General features: G+C 45.9%; 21 protein-coding genes and 1 tRNA gene. 16 read left to right on the forward strand and 6 right to left on the reverse strand.

The features are described from left to right. Window positions 1–10 precede the first annotated feature (10 nt). Window positions 11–1774: a penicillin-binding protein 2 gene (locus IQ265_RS06465; RefSeq protein ID WP_194051688.1), complete on the forward strand. Its 1764-nt coding sequence runs from the start codon at window positions 11–13 to the stop codon at window positions 1772–1774. Window positions 1775–1873: 99 nt separating this feature from the next. On the opposite strand, the gene IQ265_RS06470 is transcribed toward IQ265_RS06465, so the two are convergent. Both IQ265_RS06470 and IQ265_RS06475 read right to left on the reverse strand, forming a co-directional pair. After that, window positions 1874–2419, reverse strand: a complete 546-nt coding sequence (locus tag IQ265_RS06470) for a hypothetical protein (protein WP_194051690.1) — start codon at window positions 2417–2419, stop codon at window positions 1874–1876. A gap of 15 nt (window positions 2420–2434) precedes the next feature. Further along, window positions 2435–2977, reverse strand: a complete 543-nt coding sequence (locus IQ265_RS06475; RefSeq protein ID WP_228037637.1) for a hypothetical protein — start codon at window positions 2975–2977, stop codon at window positions 2435–2437. Between the two features lie 747 nt (window positions 2978–3724). Here IQ265_RS06475 and IQ265_RS06480 point away from each other — a divergent pair. The 4 genes from IQ265_RS06480 (at window position 3725) to IQ265_RS06495 (ending at window position 9449) form a co-directional block, all read left to right on the forward strand. Continuing rightward, window positions 3725–4960, forward strand: coding sequence for a DUF559 domain-containing protein (locus tag IQ265_RS06480; RefSeq protein WP_194051692.1), 1236 nt, complete (start codon window positions 3725–3727; stop codon window positions 4958–4960). A 71-nt stretch (window positions 4961–5031) separates the two neighbouring features. Then, complete coding sequence (locus tag IQ265_RS06485) at window positions 5032–6015, forward strand: hypothetical protein (protein WP_228037638.1); 984 nt, start codon at window positions 5032–5034, stop codon at window positions 6013–6015. Window positions 6016–6026: 11 nt separating this feature from the next. Then, a complete protein-coding gene (locus IQ265_RS06490) occupies window positions 6027–9212 on the forward strand; it encodes a DUF87 domain-containing protein (RefSeq protein ID WP_194051695.1) in 3186 nt (1061 codons plus the stop codon). Window positions 9213–9326: 114 nt separating this feature from the next. Continuing rightward, window positions 9327–9449 (forward strand) — tRNA-Ser (locus IQ265_RS06495). A 120-nt stretch (window positions 9450–9569) separates the two neighbouring features. Here the strand turns inward: IQ265_RS06495 and IQ265_RS06500 are convergent. The 4 genes from IQ265_RS06500 to IQ265_RS06515 all read right to left on the reverse strand — a co-directional run bounded on the left by IQ265_RS06500 (window position 9570) and on the right by IQ265_RS06515 (window position 11712). Next, window positions 9570–10154, reverse strand: a complete 585-nt coding sequence (locus IQ265_RS06500; RefSeq protein ID WP_194051697.1) for a hypothetical protein — start codon at window positions 10152–10154, stop codon at window positions 9570–9572. 161 nt (window positions 10155–10315) lie between these two features. Then, window positions 10316–10816 (reverse strand): hypothetical protein, encoded by a 501-nt coding sequence (locus IQ265_RS06505; protein WP_194051699.1) that lies wholly within the window; start codon window positions 10814–10816, stop codon window positions 10316–10318. A 59-nt stretch (window positions 10817–10875) separates the two neighbouring features. Next, complete coding sequence (locus tag IQ265_RS06510; protein WP_194051701.1) at window positions 10876–11112, reverse strand: hypothetical protein; 237 nt, start codon at window positions 11110–11112, stop codon at window positions 10876–10878. A gap of 57 nt (window positions 11113–11169) precedes the next feature. Next, a complete protein-coding gene (locus tag IQ265_RS06515; RefSeq protein WP_194051703.1) occupies window positions 11170–11712 on the reverse strand; it encodes a hypothetical protein in 543 nt (180 codons plus the stop codon). 557 nt (window positions 11713–12269) lie between these two features. Between IQ265_RS06515 and IQ265_RS06520 the strand changes: the two genes are divergently transcribed. The 11 genes from IQ265_RS06520 to IQ265_RS06575 all read left to right on the forward strand — a co-directional run bounded on the left by IQ265_RS06520 (window position 12270) and on the right by IQ265_RS06575 (window position 22009). Further along, window positions 12270–12584, forward strand: coding sequence for a hypothetical protein (locus tag IQ265_RS06520; RefSeq protein ID WP_194051705.1), 315 nt, complete (start codon window positions 12270–12272; stop codon window positions 12582–12584). Window positions 12585–12635: 51 nt separating this feature from the next. Next, a complete protein-coding gene (locus IQ265_RS06525) occupies window positions 12636–13058 on the forward strand; it encodes a hypothetical protein (protein WP_194051707.1) in 423 nt (140 codons plus the stop codon). A 120-nt stretch (window positions 13059–13178) separates the two neighbouring features. Then, complete coding sequence (locus IQ265_RS06530; protein WP_194051709.1) at window positions 13179–13673, forward strand: hypothetical protein; 495 nt, start codon at window positions 13179–13181, stop codon at window positions 13671–13673. Next, a complete protein-coding gene (locus tag IQ265_RS06535) occupies window positions 13636–14103 on the forward strand; it encodes a hypothetical protein (protein WP_194051711.1) in 468 nt (155 codons plus the stop codon). Before IQ265_RS06530 ends, IQ265_RS06535 begins: the two co-directional genes overlap by 38 nt. A 4-nt stretch (window positions 14104–14107) precedes the next feature. Continuing rightward, window positions 14108–14758, forward strand: coding sequence for a hypothetical protein (locus IQ265_RS06540; protein WP_194051713.1), 651 nt, complete (start codon window positions 14108–14110; stop codon window positions 14756–14758). Between the two features lie 24 nt (window positions 14759–14782). Then, a complete protein-coding gene (locus tag IQ265_RS06545) occupies window positions 14783–15376 on the forward strand; it encodes a hypothetical protein (protein ID WP_194051716.1) in 594 nt (197 codons plus the stop codon). Window positions 15377–16103: 727 nt separating this feature from the next. Next, a complete protein-coding gene (locus IQ265_RS06555) occupies window positions 16104–16700 on the forward strand; it encodes a hypothetical protein (protein ID WP_194051719.1) in 597 nt (198 codons plus the stop codon). Next, complete coding sequence (locus tag IQ265_RS06560) at window positions 16679–17644, forward strand: hypothetical protein (RefSeq protein WP_194051721.1); 966 nt, start codon at window positions 16679–16681, stop codon at window positions 17642–17644. The genes IQ265_RS06555 and IQ265_RS06560 overlap by 22 nt, the downstream gene beginning before the upstream one ends. A gap of 953 nt (window positions 17645–18597) precedes the next feature. Further along, window positions 18598–18897, forward strand: a complete 300-nt coding sequence (locus IQ265_RS06565) for a hypothetical protein (RefSeq protein ID WP_194051723.1) — start codon at window positions 18598–18600, stop codon at window positions 18895–18897. 76 nt (window positions 18898–18973) lie between these two features. After that, window positions 18974–19159, forward strand: a complete 186-nt coding sequence (locus IQ265_RS06570) for a ribbon-helix-helix domain-containing protein (protein WP_194051725.1) — start codon at window positions 18974–18976, stop codon at window positions 19157–19159. Between the two features lie 102 nt (window positions 19160–19261). Beyond that, the gene (locus tag IQ265_RS06575) at window positions 19262–22009 is read left to right on the forward strand and encodes a DUF3854 domain-containing protein (RefSeq protein ID WP_194051727.1); all 2748 of its coding nucleotides are present in this window, start codon (window positions 19262–19264) and stop codon (window positions 22007–22009) included. Window positions 22010–22173 lie beyond the last annotated feature (164 nt).

The raw sequence follows: 22173 nt of genomic DNA on the forward strand, positions 1-22173 counted from the left end.
CTTTGCAGCAATGACTAACCCCACTCGTACCTCTGCTCGGCGCAACCAGGGACCAGCTCGGCAACGTCAACTGTTGCCTGTTAAAAGCCGAGTGGTGGCGTGGCGGCGCGTGGCTCTTGTCTGGCTATTGTTGATGCTGGCCTTAGTTGGAATTGGCGGGCGGCTGGTCTACCTACAACTGCTGCAAGGGGACACTTTGAGTGCTCTGGCTAAACAGCAGCGAACGCTGCCGACGCTGATTCGCCAAGCTCGTTACCCAATCGTCGATCGCTTCGGTGGCGTGCTCGCTACCGACCAAGTTGCCTATACCCTCTACATGCATCCCAAGCTGTTTAAGCAGCCTGTAGTTGAGGTAGCCGAGGCATTGTCCCCGGTGGTGGCTATGCCGCAAAATGAACTCTTGAATTTGCTCAGCCAGCAAACCACCGGTATTCGGTTTCCTAGTCAACTATCAGAGGCGGTGGGCGATCGCCTTCGGAATTTACGTATTGATGGCCTAGAGTTGGTGCCTCAGCAGCAGCGGTTTTACCCCCAGCAAGAACTCTTTGCCCCGATCGTAGGGTTCATCAATCTCGATGGAAAACCCCAGGCCGGGTTAGAAATGGCCTACGCCGAACAACTTGCGATCGCCGCGCCCTCCTCTGCCGCTCCGGCGGTGCCATCGTCAGTGCGTAGGTCATCCCAAAACGCAAGCCTGCGCCTAACGCTTGACAGCCGCTTGCAGCGAATCGCCCAGCAAGAACTAGAGGCGGTGGTCAAGGACTATGACGCCCAGCGAGGCACTGTAATGGTGATAGACGCCCCTACCGGAGAAATCTTAACCCTGGCCAGCGTGCCCACCTATGATCCCAATCGCTACTACGAAGCTGACATCAGTGCCTTTCGCACCTGGACAGTGAGCGATACCTACGAGCCTGGCTCAACCTTTAAACCAATCAATGTTGCGATCGCCTTAGAGGATCAAGTGATTTCCCCCAATGACGTAATCAACGACAGCGGGCGCATGCAGTTTGGTAAGTGGTTGATCAAAAACAGCGACTACAACGAGGTCGGTGCCCGAGGCCCCATTTCCATCACCGACATCCTCAAATATTCCAGCAATGTAGGCATGGTGCAGATCATGCAAAAAATGGCCGCCTCCGACTATTTCAACTGGTTGGAACGCTTGACCCTAGGGCAGCCTACGGAGATTGATTTGCCGTCGGAAGCCCATGGGCAAATGAAACCCCGAGACAAATTCATCAACAGTCAGGTTGAAACAGCCACTACTTCATTTGGTCAAGGGTTTGCGCTGACACCAATAAAAATGCTTCAACTGCTGGCTACCCTAGCCAATGGTGGCAACCTAGTAACTCCTCACATTGTTGAGGGTATGGTGGCAGAAGACGGTACTTACCTGTGGCAGACCGAACATGCTGATCCTAAAGCCGTCTTTTCTCCCCAAACCACTCAACAGGTGCTGGCCATGATGGAGGCGGTGGTCGCTGAGGGAACCGGTAAACCTGCCCAGATTGAAGGATACCGGGTTGCGGGCAAGACAGGTACAGCTCAAAAAGTTAACAACTCGACTGGCTATAGCTCTGCCCGCATCACTAGCTTTGTCGGCATCGCGCCCGTAGAAGACCCCCGTTATGTGGTGTTAGCGGTCATTGATGAACCCACGGGCGAGAACGCCTATGGTTCAACGGTGGCAGCTCCATTGGTCAAACGGGTGATGGAGTCGCTGTTAGTGCTCCAGGGAGTATCTCCAAGTCGCCCTGAGAGAGTGCAGTGACGATAAAGTTAACGCCTTAATTATGCTGGTGCATCTACTTTGCTAAAGGCTTCTGAGCAGCCCTGTTCTCAGTACTAAGAGATCTGATATTTAGGTTCATTAGATAGTGAGGGTGGGAACCGCCGCTTTTTGCCCCATCTGTAAAATATCTTTCGCCATTGTTTGAGAGGCAACATTCGCGATCGCCTGCCAGTCCTCTGTAGTGAACATCTGAGCGAGCATAGCGATCGCCTCAGCCCGAATCACCTTCTGTTCGGTGGGTAACGCCTGTTCTCCCTCTACCAACAGCATCTCAATCCAAGCCGATTGTTCGGGGGTGGGATGCCTTAGGTGACCGTATAAGCGTTGTTGTGCCTCCATGTAGACAGCCTCTAGACTCCGCCCGAGCTGCCACGACTCTAACCACCCCTTCAGCTCAGGCAACAAGATGGATAGCACTCGCGTATACCACCGCTGCCGCTGCAAAGCTTCCGGTGAAGCATTTTTAAGTAACTCCACATACGGCTGTAGACCCAGACCAGCCTCAACCGTCCCTTCCTCACTGGCGCGATCGGCGTCTGCTTCCCGAACCCAAGCCTCGTCATTGAGCAAGTCCATCAGGTTGCCCGTCTTTCTAAGTTGCTCAGCCAGGATTGCATCATTCATAAGCGATTGGATGAGTTAGAGCGTTAAAGCGGCGTACTCGAAGTATACCAATCCGTCTTTGTCTGGGTCAGGGCCGTAGTCCGGCATATTGTCTCGTCGATAGAAAGCTTCTGCGCCTGGTAGCGCATGTAGACCGACGCGACCACCGTAACCTAGCTCCACACTGCGCTGACGGGCAAAGAGTATAAGTGCCCGTCCGACCCCAATTAGATAGGGAGGATCTTCGAGTAATCGGCGATTCCACGGTGCAGAGGCCAAGTATTCGACATAGACCAGAGGAAACCGTTGCGGCAACCAGGAACGGTGCCATTGCGTTTCGAGCAAGATGACGCCTTGAAGGAGCGCCTCAAACTCGATGCCATAAGCCTCATAGCGATCATCATTGACAGCCAGTCGTAACTTATAGGCCCAGTCCCAACTGGCGTCAGTCTGCTGTGTCTCCCGCAGAATGCCTTCCCAGATGTCTTCGATTTGCCCGGCGTGCTCTTGAGTTAACAGGCCTATTGTCGCCGTGACGATGTCATCTGGAGGTTTCGTTAATCGAATAGGACGGTTCATGGGCATCACATCGGAATGCCCTAAAGCTTATCAATGACTGTTCCTAACTCCATCAACGGGGAACGAAATAACCGCAGCTCTACTATGAGGACCACATATCGCTGGCTCATGGTAGAGCGACAGCCTTCTGGGCTGGTAGCAATCAGCAGATTGAAAACTGGTATAGAATTGGTATAAGCCTGAAAGCCCTTGCCTAAACCCCTTGTATATCAAGGAAATGTGTCAGCTTCCCAAGCTGACGTTCTATGTCACGCTTTTGTAGCTCTTTCCATTTGATCAAGGGTGAGACCACGACATCCTCACCACACCGCTGTGTTTGATCCATCTCTACCCAGCACCTGCTTACTCCCAAGAGCAATGGAGAGATGTTCGTTTGAAAGCGATGGGAGTGTCGCTCTTGCATCACAGCTGAGTAATCGCTGATGGGTTAACCCATTGCACGTCGGTGAAGGCTGAGGACGGCACTGGCGCTAGAACCGACACCAGAGTCTAATCGCAATCGGCAACCTCTCATTGCTGCCGTTGGAAGGACAATTGAAAATATACCTTCACACATCGATTGAGCTTTGGCTAAGCAGAGCTAACTTGGGAGAAGCCTTTTAAATTTTGGCTACCATAGCCCTTGGCAGCCGGATTAGGACGTACTCTCAAGTCGTCTAAGGGTGATGGCTATACGCGGTTTTGCCCCAGTGTTGGCCACTGGCGCTCAGAGAAATCCGGCCTTTAGTGAAACGGCGTTTCTAAATTTTGACCTTTGAGCAGCAATCAACCGAGATCGCCCGGTTAGACCTACACCAATCCCAGCGGTGCCAGGCCATCCCGACGCTGTCTGTTCTGCGGGGAAAAGTCATTGCCGCTCGTCAGCTGTGGATCCTGTGGTCAGATCAGGCCCATCGCCAGACAGGTCTGGGAGTTTACACTTCAATTGCCGCCCTCTTAGACACCTGGCTCACCGCAATTGCCCAACACAACAACCTACGATCGAGGATTCTGCAAAGCCTTGCGGCTCTGACCCATCGCCCCGAAGCGGAACTGACCGCCTTCTTAGCCAGTACCAGCGACTACCAGCGTCAGCTGTTTTGGCAGCAGCTAGCGCCCCTCTCAGATGATGTCGATCAGCTCCGAGCCATCCTCGACTGGCTCCCTGAATCCCCAGACTTAGAGCCACAAACCAAGCAGTTGGTGTCTGAGGACTCGTCTACGGTGTTGACAAGCTTTGCTGCTGTAGCGCGGCTATTTCCGCAGTCTGCGGTGCCAGGGTTGTTGGTGCTGCTGCCCGAGGATAACCGGTGCGAGGCTGCCCTCACCGCCCTGGCTCAGTTGGTAGAAGCAGTACCGCAGATTCCAGTGGCCCTGGCGGTAACCGCAGCTCAGGGCCAAGGCTTACTGAATGAGTTGCCCGAATCGAGAGCTAAGGCAATGTTGCGCGGTGGCCTACTCGATGTCACCTCTCCCGAACCGGGCAACATTAGGCAGTGGTTGAGCACTCACGGTCTAGACGACGAACAGCTTCAGCCCCTGCTTCACCTAGCCGAAACCCACGGAACTACCCCAGAAGCCTTGGATACGGCACTGACTCTCCTTAATCAGACTCACCAGCCCGAGACAGCAGAGGCAGCTGAGGTTTATCGCAGTCAGGCAGAGTGGTTTTTGTTTCAGTATCTAGAGGCTAAACCGACGACCATGGGTCGATTTCAGGTGAATGCGCGGTTAGATATAGACTTTGGCGGTCGCCCGATGGAGGTGGATTTTCTAGACGCAGCGGCCAAAATTGTGATCGAATTGGATGGCCACTATCACTTTCAATCCCTCGACAACTACCGCCGCGATCGCCGCAAAGATCGGCTTTTGCAGCAGCAGGGGTTTCTGATCCTGCGCTTTCTCTCAGAAGACGTGGTCAGCGACCTCGAAGGCATTCTCGATGCCATTGACCAGGCCATCGCCACTCACTCCCCCCCAAACCCCCACCCTTCGGAGGCATGATGCTTTCACTGCGACCCATCCCCTTATCAGACCTGCTCTTGAGCCGCCTACTTTTCGCCGATGCAAACGGTATGACCATCAGCGAGTTGAAAGCTGCCCTCAAGGCGATCGCTGGCAGCGAGCTATCCAACACCGCCTATACAGAGCAAATCGAAACCACTCTCACCAACCTCAGCGAGCAAGACTACACCCAGCCTGTCAGCTCGTCCCGCCACCAACTGAGCGGTCGCGGGCGTCAGCACATCCTCGACGGTCTCAGACTCAAGACCCTGCCCCCCAGACTCCAGTGGAAAACCCTAAAGAATACCGATTGGATCGCCCACGCCCTCAACCTCCCCGCCCTTTCCACCGAGACCCGTAGACGGTTAGCGGAGGCAGACGGACTGCGAGCGGCCATTCTCCAGCAGGGCTTTGACCTGCCCATTGCTCCCTTCGGCACCCTCACCCAGGCTCGCAATGTCTTACTGTGGCAGCACCTGTGTAATCCCCAAACTGCGGAAAACCTCCAGAACCAGATGCCCGACCTGCAACAGCAGGCGTTTAACCAGGGCACCGTCATGGCCGCACTGCTGAATGATTTGCTTCAAGCTCCCAAACCCATGCCCTGGGACAAGGCACTGTCGCAGCTGGTGGCCAAGGTCGCCCAGGCCAAGCGCACCACCCCCGATGAACTGCGCACCACGATTTTGCGTCAGGCTGTGACCAGCACAGAGCCATTACCCCCAAAATCAGATACCCCCAACAGTGTTCCCCTAACGGCCCTATCCGACGAAGCGTTTGCTGAGCTTACTCTCAACGCGGCCAAAGCAACCCAAGATGGCCGGTTAGGAGACTCCAAAGTATTTATTTCTCGGGTCTGGGCAACCTTACAGCAACAGCGCCCAGACCTAACGCTCAGTCTAGAAGACTTCAAACAGCGTTTGATAACCGCTAATCAGCAGCGAAGACTCGATCTAAGTCGGGCTGACCTGGCCTACGCCCTAGATGCCAACGATGTATCGGCCTCCGAAATTAATCATCTAAACAGTACGTTCCACTTTATTCGTCTTGACTAAAGCCAATATCTATGACTACTGATCCGAGATTTGACGCCTTTTGTTCTCACCAGGGGCTTGATGTTTTTCATGCCGTCACCCACCAGCACCAAATCTGGCAGCCAGACCTATATGACGTTGACACTATTCATCCAGAAGCTCGCTTAGCCTATGAGCAGCTGCTAAATCGAGCCGATAGTTCTGCCGCTAGCGATTCAGGCCGCATCCTATTGCTATTGGGAGAGTCGGGGGCAGGTAAAACTCATTTGATGCGGTTTTTTCGCAATCAAACCCACGAACAACAGAAGGGCTTCTTTAGCTACATGCAGATGACCTCTGCGGTGTCGAACTATGCTCGGTATGTCCTGAGAAACACCATCGATTCTTTCGATAAGCCTTACTACGAACCCTTTGGGCCAAAAACTGGACTGATTGAGTTTTCTAGTGCCTTAGCCGAAAGCTCAGGTGTCGTTACGCCTAATGAACTTGCTCTCCTGAAAGAAGACGATCTATCCCAGGAAGAGCTAATCGATTTAATCTACCCAATCGCCGATCGTGTGATTGCCCTGCCACAGTTTAATGGGGTTGATATCGACGTTATTCGGGCGCTGCTATACCTGCAACCCGGCCAGCCTGCTATCAGCGCTAAAGTCCTTAAATTACTGCGGTGCGAACCCTTAACCCCCTACGACAGTAGAGTTTTAGGTGGGGTAGTTGGTCGCGATCACGATGATGATCCCCTGCGGATGCTACGGTCTTTTGCCTTGTTGATTCAAGCGGTTACCGGCGGGGCCTTTGTGGTTTGCCTAGACCAGCTTGAAGATATTCACAGTATGGATGAAGCTGGGCAGCGTTTCCGGCGAGCTGTTCAGACTATTGTTACGCTAGCTGAGATTCCCAACGTCATCGTCGTGCTCTCCTGCCTAGAGAGCTTTTACGATCTGCTGAAACAACACCTGCCAAAATCCCATCTTGATCGCCTAGAGCTAGATCCAACCCCCGTAAGCCTTAGTGCCCGGCGTTCAGAAGATGAAGTCAGGCAAATTCTCTCGCGGCGACTGCAAAATCTTTACGAATTGGCAGAAATATCGGTCAACAGTGAGGAGGCGTTATATCCCTTCCCTGACTCTATCGCTGAGACGCTAGCGGGTCAGACAACTCGCGATGTCTTGGAATGGTGTCGCCGTCAGCGAGAAAAAAGCATCACCACAGGACAATTACCCGACATAGATATTACTGAGCCACCACCCAAAATTGATCCGCCGCCTTCGCCAGACTATGAGCTGAGTCAACATTGGAATGATCACCTGGCGGGGAGCTTTGAGCCTCCCGACGATGATCGCGACCTACTTCACCTCATTGGCAACAGCATCGAGCGCTGTGGGCAAGAACTAGGCCATGGTTGCCACTTCACTACCCAGATCGATGGGGAGTACATGACCGCAGATCTGCACCTGGAGCCAAATAACTCTAGGGAATCTTTACGGCTGGGTTTATGTCAGAAGTCTTCAAAGGGTGGTGCTCTAGCCAAACAAATTCGGGAGCTTCAGCAAAACGCTGGCGATCGCATCCCCGTCGCCCTACGCACCACTGAATTCCCTAGCAATCCTCGAACAAAAATCGCCCAGCAGATCGGTGAGTTTCTCAGTCAGGGAGGCCGTCGCGCCCAGGTGGCCGATTCTGACTGGCGCACAATGCTGGCGATTCAGAGCTTCGAGCAGCAGTACGGCGATCGCCCCGAGTACCCCGCCTGGCTCCAGGCCGAGAAACCCCTGTCGCAATTGCCCTCGCTCCAGCGCATCTTGGATTTGGCCAACCTGAAGCTTACCGCCAGTTCTGCGTCCAGTAGCCAGCCTCAGCCGACCCAACCAACGCCCCAGCCGCCAGCCACAAAGCCTGGGGATAATGCTCCTAAAGACGCGCCCAAGCCAATTCCCGCCCTTGAGGCTGAACCAACTCTACCTGAGCCAGCATCAGCCATTCCCTTGGGCCAAACTCGCACCACAGTGCCGACCCCGGTTGACCTGCCCCCAGAAGCGCTGGTGCGCCACGCCGCGTTCCTAGGGGGCTCGGGCAGCGGCAAAACCACCCTGGCTCTGACCTTGATCGAACAACTGCTGCTGCGGGGCGTTCCTGCCATTTTGCTTGATCGCAAAGGCGATCTATGCAGCTATGCCAATCCCGAGGCGTGGGAACAGCCTACCGACAATCCTCGGCTGATGGCCTACCGGCAACTGCTGCGCGACCATATCGATGTCGCGGTCTACACCCCTGGCACCCTGGGCGACGCCGGGCGACCACTGAGCATTGCCATCACCCCGCCGGGCCTAGGGCAACTGCCCAGCGCTGAGCGGCAGCAAATGGCCAACTACTGCGCCGCCGCTCTAGGCGGCATCATGGGCTATAAGTCGGCGGGGTTGGATAAAACCCGGATGGCGGTTCTGGGGCAAGCGATCGCCGTGCTCAGCACCCTCCAGACCGATAATCCCCTGAGCATTGATCGGCTGATTTCATTCATCGCCGAGCAGGATCCACTACTGGTGAATGCGATTGGGGTGTTAGACCCGAAGCACTGCAAAAAGCTGGCGGAAGACCTTCAGACCCTAAGCCTGATGGCCGGGCACCTCTTCAATCCTCAGTGCGAACAACTCTCCACGGAGCAGCTGTTGGCCTCATCTCACCCCCAGAAAACTCGGCTATCGGTGATCAACCTGGGCAGCCTAGGAGACAACGCCAGCATCCTGTTTTGGGTATCTCAGTTTTTGCTCAACCTCAACCGCTATGCCCAGCAGCATCCCTCGGGCCAGCTCCAGGCGGTGGTGTTGTTTGATGAGGCCGATCTGTACCTGCCTGCCCAGGGTAAACCATCGACTAAAGAGCCGATGGAAAGCCTGTTGAAGCGAGCCCGCTCCGCCGGGCTGGGTATTTTGCTCGCTACCCAAAGCCCCGGCGACCTAGACTACAAGTGTAGAGATCAAATCTCGTCCTGGTTTGTCGGCAAGGTAAAGGAAAACACCGCCCTCAACAAGCTGAAGCCAATGCTCAGCGAAGCCAAGACAGACGTGACCAGCAAGCTGGCCAACCAACAGGTCGGCGAGTTCTTCGCGATCCGTGCTGGGGAGGTCACCAGCCTGAAGGCAAACCTGTCATTGATTCGGGCTGAACAGGTACCGCTGGAAATGGTGCAAGCCCTAGCAGCCAGTTCTGTAAATCAGTAGATAGCTTACCGACACGCGCTGCGATCCTGTAACCAGCTTTCGGGATTGCTCCCGAAAGAACTGTCTGCTTTTGCTTGTTCATCCCCATTATCGAGCACCTTTTTGAGCAGATTGCGGTAGGAAATTGGTAGGACGGTTTATTGAGAACCGCTATAATCGAGGGACAGAAGGGATTAGAAGATTTTCTGAACTTCGTTCGGGACGAAGGGGCCGTGGGTTCGAATCCCGCCATCCCGATTACGTTTCAGGCTCTCAAGGTTCTGAAGCGTGCCAAAAACGAATTACCGGGCTAACCATATAGGCTAGCCCGGCAGCTTTACAATAAGCATAAATACCTAGGGAACGGCTAAAGTTACTTTAGCCGTTCAAAAGCTTTCGAGTGCTTTCGATGTCTTGAAAGATGCCCACATCATTGCCGCTTAAGCCGGTTTGATTAGTCACAAGGCTTGAAAGCTTATCTATGAGCAAGTTGATTCGATCGCTCTCTAACACCTGGTAATCAGGATCACTGGATAGTTCAAGTTCTTTTTGAGTTTCAATTGTTGGTAATGCCTTATCAAGCAAAAACATAGCGGCTTTGAGCTTGTCACTGTTTAGAGCGCTTTTAGAATTTAGAATTTGCTCAATAACATTCAAAGCGGTGTCTAGATTTTTATAGAGCCTATGCTTAGCGTTAGCTACTAACTCTTTCTGTATGTGAGCACAAAACGCTTGGCCCATAGGTGAATTGATAACCCTAGGGATTTGCCTTCTATCAACATTCAAATATTCAGCGATTTTAGAAAATGAAAGCCCGTTCAAATGTGCCAAACAGATCTTAATACCTTCAGTTTCTAACATGCTGTAGAGAGGAAAATTCTCGACCATTGCATTATCAACATCAAACGTCTCTCTAAGAACTGAAGACATTTCCATTTTGGAAGCTTTTCTAGTATCTGGCACGGCTTGAAAACCTCATTACTAAATTAACTTTATTTGATAGGGTATAATGTTAATAGTTTGAAATCCTATTTCTAACGGTTAAACCTCAGTATTGAAAACCGCTCTAAAGTGATTAAAAGCTTAAGAGCGGTTTTTTATTGCCTTGGAATGCTAAAGCAACTTTAGCGGCTTTGCTGTACTCTTTCCGCTTTTACTTCTAGTGCTGCTTCCAAGAGAGCATCTAAAATAAATTTTTCATGTTCACGCTCTTTCCGTTCTTTAATTTTTTCTAAGGCTTGCAATTCTTCAGGCGTAAACTCGTAACCATCGTTTTCAAGCGGCTCTAAATCCTCCATTTGCTCTACAGGTTTTAGAAACCCGTTTGGCTCTCTTTCAAACTTTTCTAGATCTGAGAGGTATCGATCGTGGCTATATCTGCCCATACTCATCCTGTAAAGTTGATAACCTAGCGGTGTAGTTTGTTTACGCATGATAGAGCAAGGAATGAGCTTGAAGACTTTGAAGGCGTATCCTGGGGTCACTTCTACCATGTAGAACGTTTGATCGATTTCTTCAATCAGATCAAAATTAAAACAATACTTCTCAAGCTCTACACCATTTGGTAATGGTGGATAGATGACATCATAGCGATCGTTATTGCCACTTTCAAAATAGTTAGCCATTTGAAATTCTCAAAATTTTTCTAACGGTTCTGTCACCTCAGTAAAATCACACAACGGCTTTACAGCCCTGATTGTTCAATAAGGCTTTCAAACGTTTGAGATTCGCCTTCATTACTGGCAACATCAAAAACCGCTGTACCTTTCCTTAGCCCGTTCATAAAATTATCTTCAGTAACAATTTCCTCAAAAGTCGGTAGACGATCGCTAGGGTCAGGGCTTTTACGGTCAAGATTTTGAATCGCTTTCGAGATTGTATTGATTTGGTCTTGCAAAGCTTGATATTGCTTGGTATCCATTTTTAGTACCTTTGAAGGGTTGAACTGTTGAAGCCGATTGGGGTTGCTAAAGTTGCTTTAACGCCGCTCTTGATGGAAGAAAACCTGTGGAATGTTTTCGAGCGTTTTCAAGCTGATTAGGGGTATTTCTTCAGCCCCTAAAAATTCATTAGAAATCGGGTAGATACTGCCAAAATTGGAATCCCTAACAGTCGCTATAGAGCCGCTTAACTGTCGATCGAGACTATTAAGCTGCTTTGAAGCGCTTATCAATTGCTCTCTAGCGTCGTTGTATTGGCTTGTCAGATCTTGCAAACGGCTTTCAGCACTTTGAAGCGTCATAAGCGCTTTATCACGTTTTTCAAGTTTCTCAAATTCATCAACCTTGGCTTGAACAATAGGCAACTGAGCTTGATAGTAATCTAAGGCGCTTTTAAGTGTTGAAAGTTCAACGGGGATATTCTCACTTTGAATCAAAGCGTAATTCCCAGAAATCTCATAATTTTTCAAGCGGCTTTGAAGGCTTGAAATTTTTTCTTGAGTTTCTGCGATCGTGCTTTGAAGACTCTCTAAAGTAGCTTTAGGCGATGAATCGATTGCTATTTTTTCAACGGTTTGCATTGGCTTGAAATCCTTATTTCTAATGGTATAATAGAGGGTTATACATTATTAATTATACCATTTGTATAAGTGGGTTTTGAATGCTTGAAAGCAGCTAGAAAGCAGCTAGAAATTTTCAAGCCGTTGCTATGCCTAAAAACGCTTTTTGAGCCACTTTCCAGCGCCTAAAAAGCGTTTTTATTGGCTTTTAATTTAACAATAAAACGCCTAAAAGTAGCCTACAAATACCAAAAAATGTCTAAAATTAGGCATTTTATAGACATCTGTGTAGGCATTTTTAGGCAATTTTAGGCACTTTTTAGGCATTTTTAACAACTTTAGCGCGATTATTAGACGCTAGAATGCGGCTTTCAGGGCTATTGAATCTAATTGAATCCAATTGAATCTAATTGATAATTTTTGAATCTCTGAAAATGGCTTCTTAGCAACTGGAAAGCTACTTTTTAGGCATTTATTAACAAATAAAAATCCTATTTTATCAGCTTTAACTATATAAATTGACACTCAAAATAGAGTCAATTTATAATGGTTGATAACAGCGTTAAAGGAGTTTTCAAGTGTCAAATGAAGGGTTCAAATTAAAACCCAATGATGCATTTATAACCGCTAGAGATTTCTACATAGAAATTTCTGGCATCCATCAAATTGTGACCCATCGAGAAAAGCCAGTAACACGCTCTACCTTCTATACCTGGCTTGATGCCTTAAAGATTAAACGGTGGCCTACAGGGCAACGTGGAAGCTATAGAGGGTATGAATTTAATCAAGTTGTCCGGTTCTTAGAATCGATGCTTAGAAACGGATCTATCAAAAAGTCAGTTCAACACGTTCAAGAATTAATTGAATCAGGAGAGTTGACAGACAAAGGTTAATGTGATAGCCGATTTCAAGCAATTTCAAACCCTTAGAAAGGATTAAAAACAATGGTTGACCTTAACGATCGCAGTTCTGAAAAGAAAACCCGTTCTACCTCTAAAGCCGTTAATAGTGAAATGACTAAAGTTACTTTAGAAGGCATTCAGCCGTTTCTAAAACAGCTTCAAAACGGCTCGGAACAAGTAAACAGCGAAATTGTTCAAGCCCTTAAAACTCACTTACAAGATCGTGAACTGTTTTACAGTGATTTTGATCGTGAAGTTTTACAGCCACTTTTGAGCGGGCAAGTCGATCGCAAAATGCTTTCAAATGTTTTGAGCAAATATCAAATTTCACAAGGGGAGGGTAAGGACGATCAATTTTTTCTCATTGAATGCCGATCGCTCTTGGGAGAATATATCGATTCTGACAATGATATCGAACAGCTTTCTATGGTGGGTAATCGTCTTATTGGTGCTGTAGATGAATAAGAAATGGTTATACACTTATTGGCTTTGTTCATTGCTTATCGTCACATCTGGCATTACCTACATAATTGCAAAACCTCAAGCGATCGAAAGCAGTTCAAGAATTGAAAGGAGTTAAACGTTATGGCCAGTCAAATTCCGATGGAACAATTTAGATCACCTGCGGGTAAAGGCTGGCCATATCTACCCGCTTGTGAGCAGCTTTCAAGTCATGTTAGCGCTGATAGCAATCAAATCATTACTAGCGTTTACGGGCTTGAAATGTACTCAGAAACAGGCGATCGGATACCTGATAACTATTCGTCAACGCTTGAAAGCTATGGACTCTGTAAAACCGATGGAGTTCATATCGCGGCTGATCAGCTATTTAGCAGAGATGCGCCTGATAGAGAAGTAATGGGAACGGCTGATGAAACTACCAAACCCATTGAAAGACCTAGACTGCCTGAAAGCTTTCTAACTGAGCAAACCACTAAAGCTACTTTAGAGAGTACAAATCACGGTTTCATTTTTTACGGCTCTCTAACTCTTGCCATAATTTCAACGCTTGTCACGTTAATTTTAATTGGGAGAAAGTTTCATGTTTTCGACAAAATCCAAAACATTATCGAAGATTGAGCCATATCATTACGGCTTAATCGGTCTAGCGCTTATGGGTACATTTATTGCTGTTTATGCGATTGTAAATCCAAATATTGATGCGCGTGAAACCTCTGAAATGATTAAAGAACAGAGAACCGCTAGCGATCGCGAAGTATTGCTCAAGCAGGTAACAAACCAATCTATAGCCGATCAAGCCCCTATAGCCTTAGAACGCTTTGAACGGGGTTGTCTGTTGGTAGCTGACAGACAGACTAATAGGTATGTAGCACTTGCTAACGGTAGCGTAAGCGACCCTGTAACGGGTTTAACACTTATAGATGGTTCAGCAGTTTGTGACGTTTACGGCATGACAGGGATTGTTACAGGCGGAGTAGTGGCTGAAACTGCTTTCAACCCTGAAGGGTTTAAGAGCCACCCTGATTACAACAAAATTATGGGGCTATAGGATCATGGAAAAGCTTTTTAAGTTTGTCAAAATTTTCATTCTTGTTCCGCTTCTAATAGCGGTTATTTTTGCCGCTCTTTATTGGAACATTGCGATCGTCATCCCAACCTGGCTTAAAAGCCAATTGCCAGCGCTTACACCCGGTTTGCTTTTTGTTCTCTTTTTACTCATCGTTGAAACAATTTTTCTCTATGTTCAATGGCTAGAAAACCAACCCACACTTGCCAGTCGTGGGCATGAATCGATGGTTGAAAATCTCGATAAGATGAACCGTTGTAGAAAGGGAATTTATAGGACTAGCGATCTTGATCGAGATATCAAGCAAGAAAGTAAGGTAGATACCCGTATTCTGCTAAAACACCGCTATCGAGCGGCTTGGGCTTTTTTAGTTGATATGCTCTTTGCCATTTTCTGTACTTTTCCGCCGCTCAATACGTCTTGGAACCTTTTCCTAACTGCAATGAGTCCACGCGATATCAACTTTATGAATCTGCTTGGAATCGTCCTAACCACTTACGGTATTCCTTGGTGTGTTAAAGCTATCTTTCACTGTTTAGATGAAAACAGTTTTACAGGGCTAAGGGCTGAAATGTTGGATACGGGTTTACCCGAAGATTTCAACCTTTACATGAAGAACAAGGTTGGTCAGGACTAAAGTAACTTTAGAAGGGATAAAAGCATGTTGACTATTGAAAGCCACTTGAGAAAAATTAGAGCCAATGAAATCGTCTTCAAAACCCCTTATAGCGCTTTCTTTATTGGGGGAATATTGCTAGCCATTGCAGCCGTTAACCTTGCTGGACTCCCTAAAAGCGTTGGGTTAGTTGTCATCCTTTTAAGTGGTTTGTTTATGCACCTGCAATATAAGGCTGATAGGTTAGCTTTATCAAATCACGTTCACGGTGGCCATGAGGTTGAATACTCTGAACATGAAGAAAACCTTATCAAAGCTTTAGGATGCGATATCGCTACTACACCGCTTTACAGCTTTTTTGGGATCAGTGAAGATCCTAGGTTTACCCATCAGAACGATTTTACAACCCCTGCAAAACTTGAAGACATTGAACACGCTAAAGAGCAGCTTTTGAAGATTGTAAGCAAACATGGGTTTATAACCTTTCAAGAGTTGCAACAGAATAAACGGTGGGTACGGTCTAATCAGGAGAAAGGCGTTTTACTTGATCAATCAACTAAAAGTATCAAGGGGTTTGTAAAGAGTCATTGTTCATCACAAATCGAGATAAGAGCAAACGGGTTAGCTTGGAACTCTTAAGCCGTTATGAACCCTTAGCCGTTCTCAATCTTTGGGAACGGTTTTTTATTACCTAAAGTAACTTTAGAAGTTTTCAAATCATGGCTAGCGGTAAAACTCACGATCAAGCGGTTTTCAATGCAAGTTTATTCACGTTTGCAAGCGGTGTTCTACTCAATTACTTAGGCGTGTTTCATTGGCTTGATGTGTCGATAGTCGCTACAGGAATTTTTAGCGGCTTGATGCTCTCACCAGATCTCGATCTGGCTGAAAATGCTTGGAAGGGTGATAGTAGCTATAAGGTTACAGCTTTAAGACGATGGGGGCTATTAAGCCTCTTTTGGTTGCCTTATGGGCTAGCGATACCCCATAGGAGCTGGCTATCGCACGGTTTAATCGTGGGAACGTCTTTAAGGGTTCTATATTTTTGGGGCATTGTCTATGGCTTAAGCTATGCACCCTGGCTAGAGCGGTTCATAAACCGTGAATACATGCTTACGATGTGGAGAATGTTTCCGGTTCAACTATGGTTCATAGGGCTTTGTATCGCTGATACTATTCACCTAATGTTTGACGGTGGGAAGACTTCAAACCACGGTAAGCCCTTTAAGGGGGCTAAGAAGCGACAACGGGGTTAAGCCGTTGTGGTTATCCTAGCCACTAAAGTAACTTTAGAGCGGTTATCTAGCCGTTTCTCAGCGTGAAAGCCATAATTGGCAGGAGTGAGCACAGTGAAACGGTTAGACCTATGCACAGCACCAATTCGGCTTTATACGTGGCAACGGCTTCTACACCCTCTCAAACGCCTGTAACGCCAGCTACGCCTACAGGGCTTGACTGGACAGCAATCCTTATTCCGTTATTACCCGCTGTTGCTACTGGTGTATTGGTGGGTCTGCTTTCACCAATGATTACACCCTATGTAACTTGGAAGTTAGAAAACAAAAAAAGGCTTCAAGAGAGGAACATAGCAATTATTAATGGTGTCCGCTCAATATTAGATAACAAATCAAATAGTGTCATGGATTTATCCGATTTTTCGGATTTTGGATATATTTATGATTCGTTTAGTTTAGAGGAAAGAGAACATTACAGAGAGCTTAAACACAAACTTATCCAGATTGGGCATAACTATCTTAAAGATAAGTTTATCTACAAAGAAGCTATAACTCAGGAGAATTTAGGTCCAGTCAAATTTAGTCAGTTAATGGCACGTATAAACGGTGAAGATAGAGAGGAAATGGTTTTGGCGCTAAATCACAGTGCCGAAAGTCACAAGATCAAAAAGTTGATTCGCCAAAAAATTCGTGAGTTGGAATATCAGTGGAGGCTGGTTGGAAAGTGAAAGAAGCTAGCTATATCTCACTAATCGCTACAACTTCAACGCAAGTAACAACGCAACAACCTAGCAATGCACCTATGCAATCTACATGGTTAGCAGATCAAATTCCATTAATTAGCGCTTTTAGTGTCGGCGCAAGAGTTGCCGCGCTTATTACAAATTTTTCTCAGTCACGAATCCATGCGAAAAATAGAGAATCGGCTGAAAAGCTTGCCAAGGAAAACAGAGAACTCACTAAAGAGCTTGATAATACTAAAAGAAAACACGATATTGAGCTGCAAGAAATTCAAGCCAAAAACAGCTTGAAACAAGCTTTAGAGCTTGGCAAGGTCAAGAGTACACACGAAAAAGAAATTGAAGAAATTAGAGGCAAAAACGCTAAAAAAATGAAACTTTTGGAAATTAAACTGAATCAGGAACAAGAGGTAAAGAGAAAAAATCAAGAGAATCTTACTCGAATCATAAAATTTTGGAATAAAAAAATTAATGCTGGTGATATTAGTTATAAAGATATTCTTTTATCTTCAGATTATCTTGAGCTATTAGAGCCAGACCTTTCACCAACAACCAGAGGAAGGCTTAGAAATAAAGCTGAAGAAGTAGCCAGAAAAGTCGAAGAATTAAATAAGGATATCTACGAAAAAACACATACTAATCGCGATGAATTAGATGAAAATGGCCCTACTGGTATGAAATTGACGCACTACGACGAGTATTTGGAAATACTAGAGGAGTATATTGGCTTTGAAGATAGAGACGAAGAAGGAATTGCAAAATTGACTAAGGAATTTGAAGAAAGATTTGCTATACGTATAAAATCTTTGGAGAAAGAGGTTGAGGCACTGGAATTAGAATCAAAAAAATATTTTACAAATCAATTGCGAGAAGAAATAAAGAAAATTATCAAGAGGTGGGATCTTGTTTTGCCGGTAGAGATAGGTGAATGATCTAGAAAACAGCTATCTAGCGGCTTTCCATTACTCTCAATCCCACTAAAGCGACTTTAGAAGGTTTTCACACAGCTTTTGATAAATCTCAAACCGTAAAAATTCGCTTAAACTTTGCTCGAAAGGTATCAGAGTACCTTTAGAAAATCTCAAATCGAAAAATCTCAGTTTTTCAAAACGGCTTTCAGACTGTTTGCCAAACAGACAACTATTCAAACGGCTTGAAAGCCCTACCAACGCTTGATCGAAATTTTTAATTTAGTCCAAAAATTTGAAATTGGACTAAAGCCACTTTACAGGCTTTCAATTGTGCCAGTTGATTGTGACAGTTCGCATGATTGTAAAGATTTGATAAAGTAGCTTAAAAACGCTTGACAAATCCAGAAAACGCTATCTGGCGACTAAAGCGGCTTTTGACTTGAGAGCGGCTTGAGAATAGCTACCAGGTAGAGAGCCGCTATATAGCCTCTCACCCCATTGATAGCAGCTTGTAAGCGACTTTAGCGGCTTTCAGGTGTCGTAGACCGTTCAAGGGTGAGAGCCGCTTGTAAGGGGATTGAGAGCGGCTTGAGGATTGTGAAGCCGTGTAGATGGCTGAAATGCTTATCACTCACTAGCAAGCGGCTCTAAAGTCGCTTGAAAGCCGCTTTGCATGGCTCTAGAGCGACTTTAGCGGCTTTCAGGTGTGGTAGGGCGTTCAAGGGTTAGAGCGGCTTACAAGCCATTGTGAGAGGCTTACAAGCGGCTCTCTACCGGGTGACAACTTGAGCACGGCAATTTTTTGGGCCAAGGTTTGGGTTCTACGGCTTGGTACAAATGTACGGGGGTAAACGGGGTAAATCGGATTAAAAAAAACCTTAAAGAACCAATTTTATATTATCTATTTACTATTTTCTTATTAGCTTTTCGCGCGTGAAAGATAAGAGAAAAATAAGATAGGAATAATATAAAAAATGGTCTTTAAGATAAAAAATGTCTCGATTTACCCCGTTTACCCCCTACAGGCTTACAAGCCGCTGACAGCAACACTTTCGGCCATTTATCGCCCTATTTTTATCGGCTTTTATATTAAATCTATGGTTGTGCTGAAAACCATAGAAACTCTAATAAACACAAAAACAATTAAAATTAAAAACGCTGAAAAGCTTATCCAGCAAGTTTTTCAGCGCTTTCAAGTAATTTCAAATGGGTCAGCTCCAAAGCTCACAAAATTTAATCAGGATGTTATGATGTTTATATACACAAAAGATTGAGAGTCAATTAAACACCTTTTCAGTTATTAATTGACAAACCAAAATCTATGTGCTAGCAGTTTTTTAGGGGTTTGAAATGGCTACTTACAAATATCAGCGCTCAAAATGTAAGCCGATCACTGTCAGCTTGCCCGAAAATCTTGCTGAAAAATTCGATGATTACGCTTCTGAAAATTTTCCTAGCCGTTCAGCCGCTTTTGCTTTTGCCCTAGAGCGTTTTCTAATCTCTGAAAACGCTTATAGCGTATCGAAAGCCAACTAAAGCTACTTTAGAGCGATAAAAAAAATCTCCAACGCTAGGGAAGGCGTTAGAGATTTGAAAGGTTAAATATTGCGTTTATTTAACCCGGTATCATCCATCTAAATGATACCGCAATCTCAACAAATTGTCATCCAAAATAGGGAAAGATTGATAATGCTTCCTAACGAAACTTGGCCACAACCCGAAGTCATTAAAAGCCCGTTTGAAATCGGTTCTACAAAGTTTGCAATCTCCATCAATGCTTATGGTGAATATCAAGCCCCTATAAGCGGTCACGGTACTTTACACGGCATTCTAGACAATACACCGCTTAACCCGCTTCACGCTGATTTTCTCAAATCAGAATTTCCCAATCTTAACCTTAGAGGCTTGGTAGGCTCGCTACATCCTGAAACGGCTTATGACATTTACGGTCAAACCTTCTCAAGCGATTTACTAGCGTTTAGATATCCCGATCCTAAAACAGAAGGAGGATATTACCCATCGATACCCGCTCAACATCTAATCGATATCCCTCCTAAGCAGATTAAGATCCGCTCTAGAGTAGCTGACAAAGATATTTATAAGGCTAAATACCTTTCAACTCGTAAAAGCGGTAACGATGTTTACTTTGGCGGTATAGTCGCTTTACATGGTGAAAACGCTAAAAGCGTTTTAGGCAACATCAACAAGCCGCTTATCATTCATCCAGATGGCGAAAAAGGCGTTCTAGCCATTTCTAACCTAGGTTATGACTGTATCGGCTTTGGGGGTGTCAATTCGTGGAAATGTGTTCAGATACGTGAACATGAATTGAAAGCCCTGACAGACCTTAGAGAGCGCTGTGACACTGCACACCATGAATCGATCAGACTTAGTGGTTATAGGAAAGGTATGTCTGATGAGGATATGGCTGTTTGGCATGAGCTACAAGCGCTAGAACGCCTTGAGAAGCGCTTACAAATTACTCAAGCCCTTCTAAACGATCAAGATTTTATTGACGCGGATCTTGAAGAACACCTTGATCTTACTTCTGAAAGCCCTGAAGAATTTTCAGAACGTTTGAACCGTGCCAATTCTCAAGAAAAGCGTAAATACTCAGAATCGCTTTTCAACATTTACGATTGGATCACACTCAAAAATCGTGAAGTAACGCTTGTCTATGACTCTGATATCAAGCAAAAACCGACGGTTATGAAAGCGGCTTACGGGCTTATTTCACATCTCTGGCACAAAGGAGCAATAGTAAAGCTACTTTACCTACCATCACAGCCCGGTAAATACTGGATGGAACGCGGAAAATTAGGTGTTGATGACTTTATCGCTCAATACGGTAGAGAGGGTTTTGATAGGCTTCTGAACACTGCTTACAAAGTAGAAGATCTTCAACGCTTTGCCAATTTCAACCAATCGCAGTCTTTACCTGATGAGTATGTAACCCCTTGCGAGTCAATTCAAACCGTTGTTCAAACCGCTTTCCTGTCTCAAAAATGGCGTTTGGACAGTGACAAAACTTTTAGGAAATGGTCTGGTAAATACTGGCAACCCTTTGAATCCAATCATCAAATTTCAAACGGAGTTATTGTTCCTACAGAATTTTGGAACGATTATGAGCACACCATTTTGCGTGAGCAGTGGACAAAACGCTTTAAGCCTGAATACGTGATCTCACAAGTTGTAGCCAATTTACCCAAACTACCACCTGATTTGAGATCGGGTGAATTGTTTCAAAATGGCTTGTTAGATTCTCAAGGCGTTTTTCATCCTAATCACTTTGTCAAAGCTGAAAACCGTACTTTCATCTATCCGTTTGATTACGATACTAAAGCTACTTTAGCGCCAAACTTCGATAAGGCTATCGAACTTTTCCATAAGGGTGACACAAAGCTTAGGCGCTTTGTTCTAGCCGCTTTAAGGATAGCCATTGCTCCAAACAGTGATCCGCTAAAAACAAAACAGCAAGTGGCTTTTTGTATCACTGGTCAAACTAATAGCGGTAAAAGCAACTTTCTGAAAATTATCAATCATCTAATGGGTGAACAATGTTATATGGGTTTTCAGGGGTTTGCAACCTATGAGGATAGAAATTCACTTTTTCAATTGGTTGGCAAGTCTGTTATCTGTTTGGATGAAATCAAACTTGAAGACTTCAAAGATCGAATCATTTCTAGAACAGTTAGCGCAATTGCTCAAGGTTCTGAGGTAGAAGTTAAAAAGCTTTATCAAGATAAGAAAACTGTCAAAATTCAGGCAACACAGATTTTCCTGACTAACGATCGGATTGATCAGTTCAAAGATGGATTTTCAAAAGTTAATGAACGTAAACTCATTCCACTGAAAACTTACGGAAGGGTTAAGGATGGAGAGAAGGATATTAATTTACTCGAAAAAGTTCAGAGTGAATGTTCAGCGATTTACAACCTGATCACAGAGATATCGCTGAGAGAAGCGCTTTCAATTGTTAACAGCATGGCTGATAGTCCTGAGATTGTCAAAAACCGGGTTGAATATATTTATCAGCACAATGACAAATTGAAATTCATTTCAGAGTTAGCCCATTGGATCAACGATACCGAGCAAGCAAACCTATTTCAAGATCGCTTGACTGAATCGGGTTCTGATTTCAGTTTGATTAAAAAGCGTGGTTGGCTATCTGGCAAACAGTTACTAGAGCTTTTTCAGATTTTCAAAGATGACGGTAAAACGTCTATGGGTGCAACAACCTTCTGTAACTATCTGCTGAAAGATCCTGACATAGTGCAATTTATCACAGTAACCCCGCATAAAGATGGTAAGCGCTTTACTCTCACCCCGCCTACTGAAAAGGAAATCTTAAACGCGGGAGGTGTTGTAAGGGATTCTATCGACTAAAGCTACTTTGGAACCTGGTTAACCCCTTGAACCTTTGGAAGTGGTTCAAGGGGTTTTCAATCGACTTATAAATCGCTTAATAACTCTAAAACGATGAATTATTCGATCCTTACAACTGCTCACAAATATATAAAACTCAAAATAACTTATAAGCCCTTTCCAAG

The organism is Nodosilinea sp. LEGE 06152, assembly GCF_015207525.1.
Taxonomy (GTDB): domain Bacteria; phylum Cyanobacteriota; class Cyanobacteriia; order Phormidesmidales; family Phormidesmidaceae; genus Nodosilinea.

What these genes read in the sequence shown, in the direction of transcription:
- IQ265_RS06465 (WP_194051688.1), top strand. Translation starts at nt 11, where the DNA reads ATGACTAACCCCACTCGTACCTCTGCTCGGCGCAACCAGGGACCAGCT.
- IQ265_RS06470 (WP_194051690.1), bottom strand. Translation starts at nt 2,419, where the DNA reads ATGAATGATGCAATCCTGGCTGAGCAACTTAGAAAGACGGGCAACCTG.
- IQ265_RS06475 (WP_228037637.1), bottom strand. Translation starts at nt 2,977, where the DNA reads ATGAACCGTCCTATTCGATTAACGAAACCTCCAGATGACATCGTCACG.
- IQ265_RS06485 (WP_228037638.1), top strand. Translation starts at nt 5,032, where the DNA reads ATGACCATCAGCGAGTTGAAAGCTGCCCTCAAGGCGATCGCTGGCAGC.
- IQ265_RS06490 (WP_194051695.1), top strand. Translation starts at nt 6,027, where the DNA reads ATGACTACTGATCCGAGATTTGACGCCTTTTGTTCTCACCAGGGGCTT.
- IQ265_RS06505 (WP_194051699.1), bottom strand. Translation starts at nt 10,816, where the DNA reads ATGGCTAACTATTTTGAAAGTGGCAATAACGATCGCTATGATGTCATC.
- IQ265_RS06510 (WP_194051701.1), bottom strand. Translation starts at nt 11,112, where the DNA reads ATGGATACCAAGCAATATCAAGCTTTGCAAGACCAAATCAATACAATC.
- IQ265_RS06515 (WP_194051703.1), bottom strand. Translation starts at nt 11,712, where the DNA reads ATGCAAACCGTTGAAAAAATAGCAATCGATTCATCGCCTAAAGCTACT.
- IQ265_RS06525 (WP_194051707.1), top strand. Translation starts at nt 12,636, where the DNA reads ATGGTTGACCTTAACGATCGCAGTTCTGAAAAGAAAACCCGTTCTACC.
- IQ265_RS06530 (WP_194051709.1), top strand. Translation starts at nt 13,179, where the DNA reads ATGGCCAGTCAAATTCCGATGGAACAATTTAGATCACCTGCGGGTAAA.
- IQ265_RS06535 (WP_194051711.1), top strand. Translation starts at nt 13,636, where the DNA reads ATGTTTTCGACAAAATCCAAAACATTATCGAAGATTGAGCCATATCAT.
- IQ265_RS06540 (WP_194051713.1), top strand. Translation starts at nt 14,108, where the DNA reads ATGGAAAAGCTTTTTAAGTTTGTCAAAATTTTCATTCTTGTTCCGCTT.
- IQ265_RS06545 (WP_194051716.1), top strand. Translation starts at nt 14,783, where the DNA reads ATGTTGACTATTGAAAGCCACTTGAGAAAAATTAGAGCCAATGAAATC.
- IQ265_RS06555 (WP_194051719.1), top strand. Translation starts at nt 16,104, where the DNA reads ATGCACAGCACCAATTCGGCTTTATACGTGGCAACGGCTTCTACACCC.
- IQ265_RS06565 (WP_194051723.1), top strand. Translation starts at nt 18,598, where the DNA reads ATGGTCTTTAAGATAAAAAATGTCTCGATTTACCCCGTTTACCCCCTA.
- IQ265_RS06570 (WP_194051725.1), top strand. Translation starts at nt 18,974, where the DNA reads ATGGCTACTTACAAATATCAGCGCTCAAAATGTAAGCCGATCACTGTC.
- IQ265_RS06575 (WP_194051727.1), top strand. Translation starts at nt 19,262, where the DNA reads ATGATACCGCAATCTCAACAAATTGTCATCCAAAATAGGGAAAGATTG.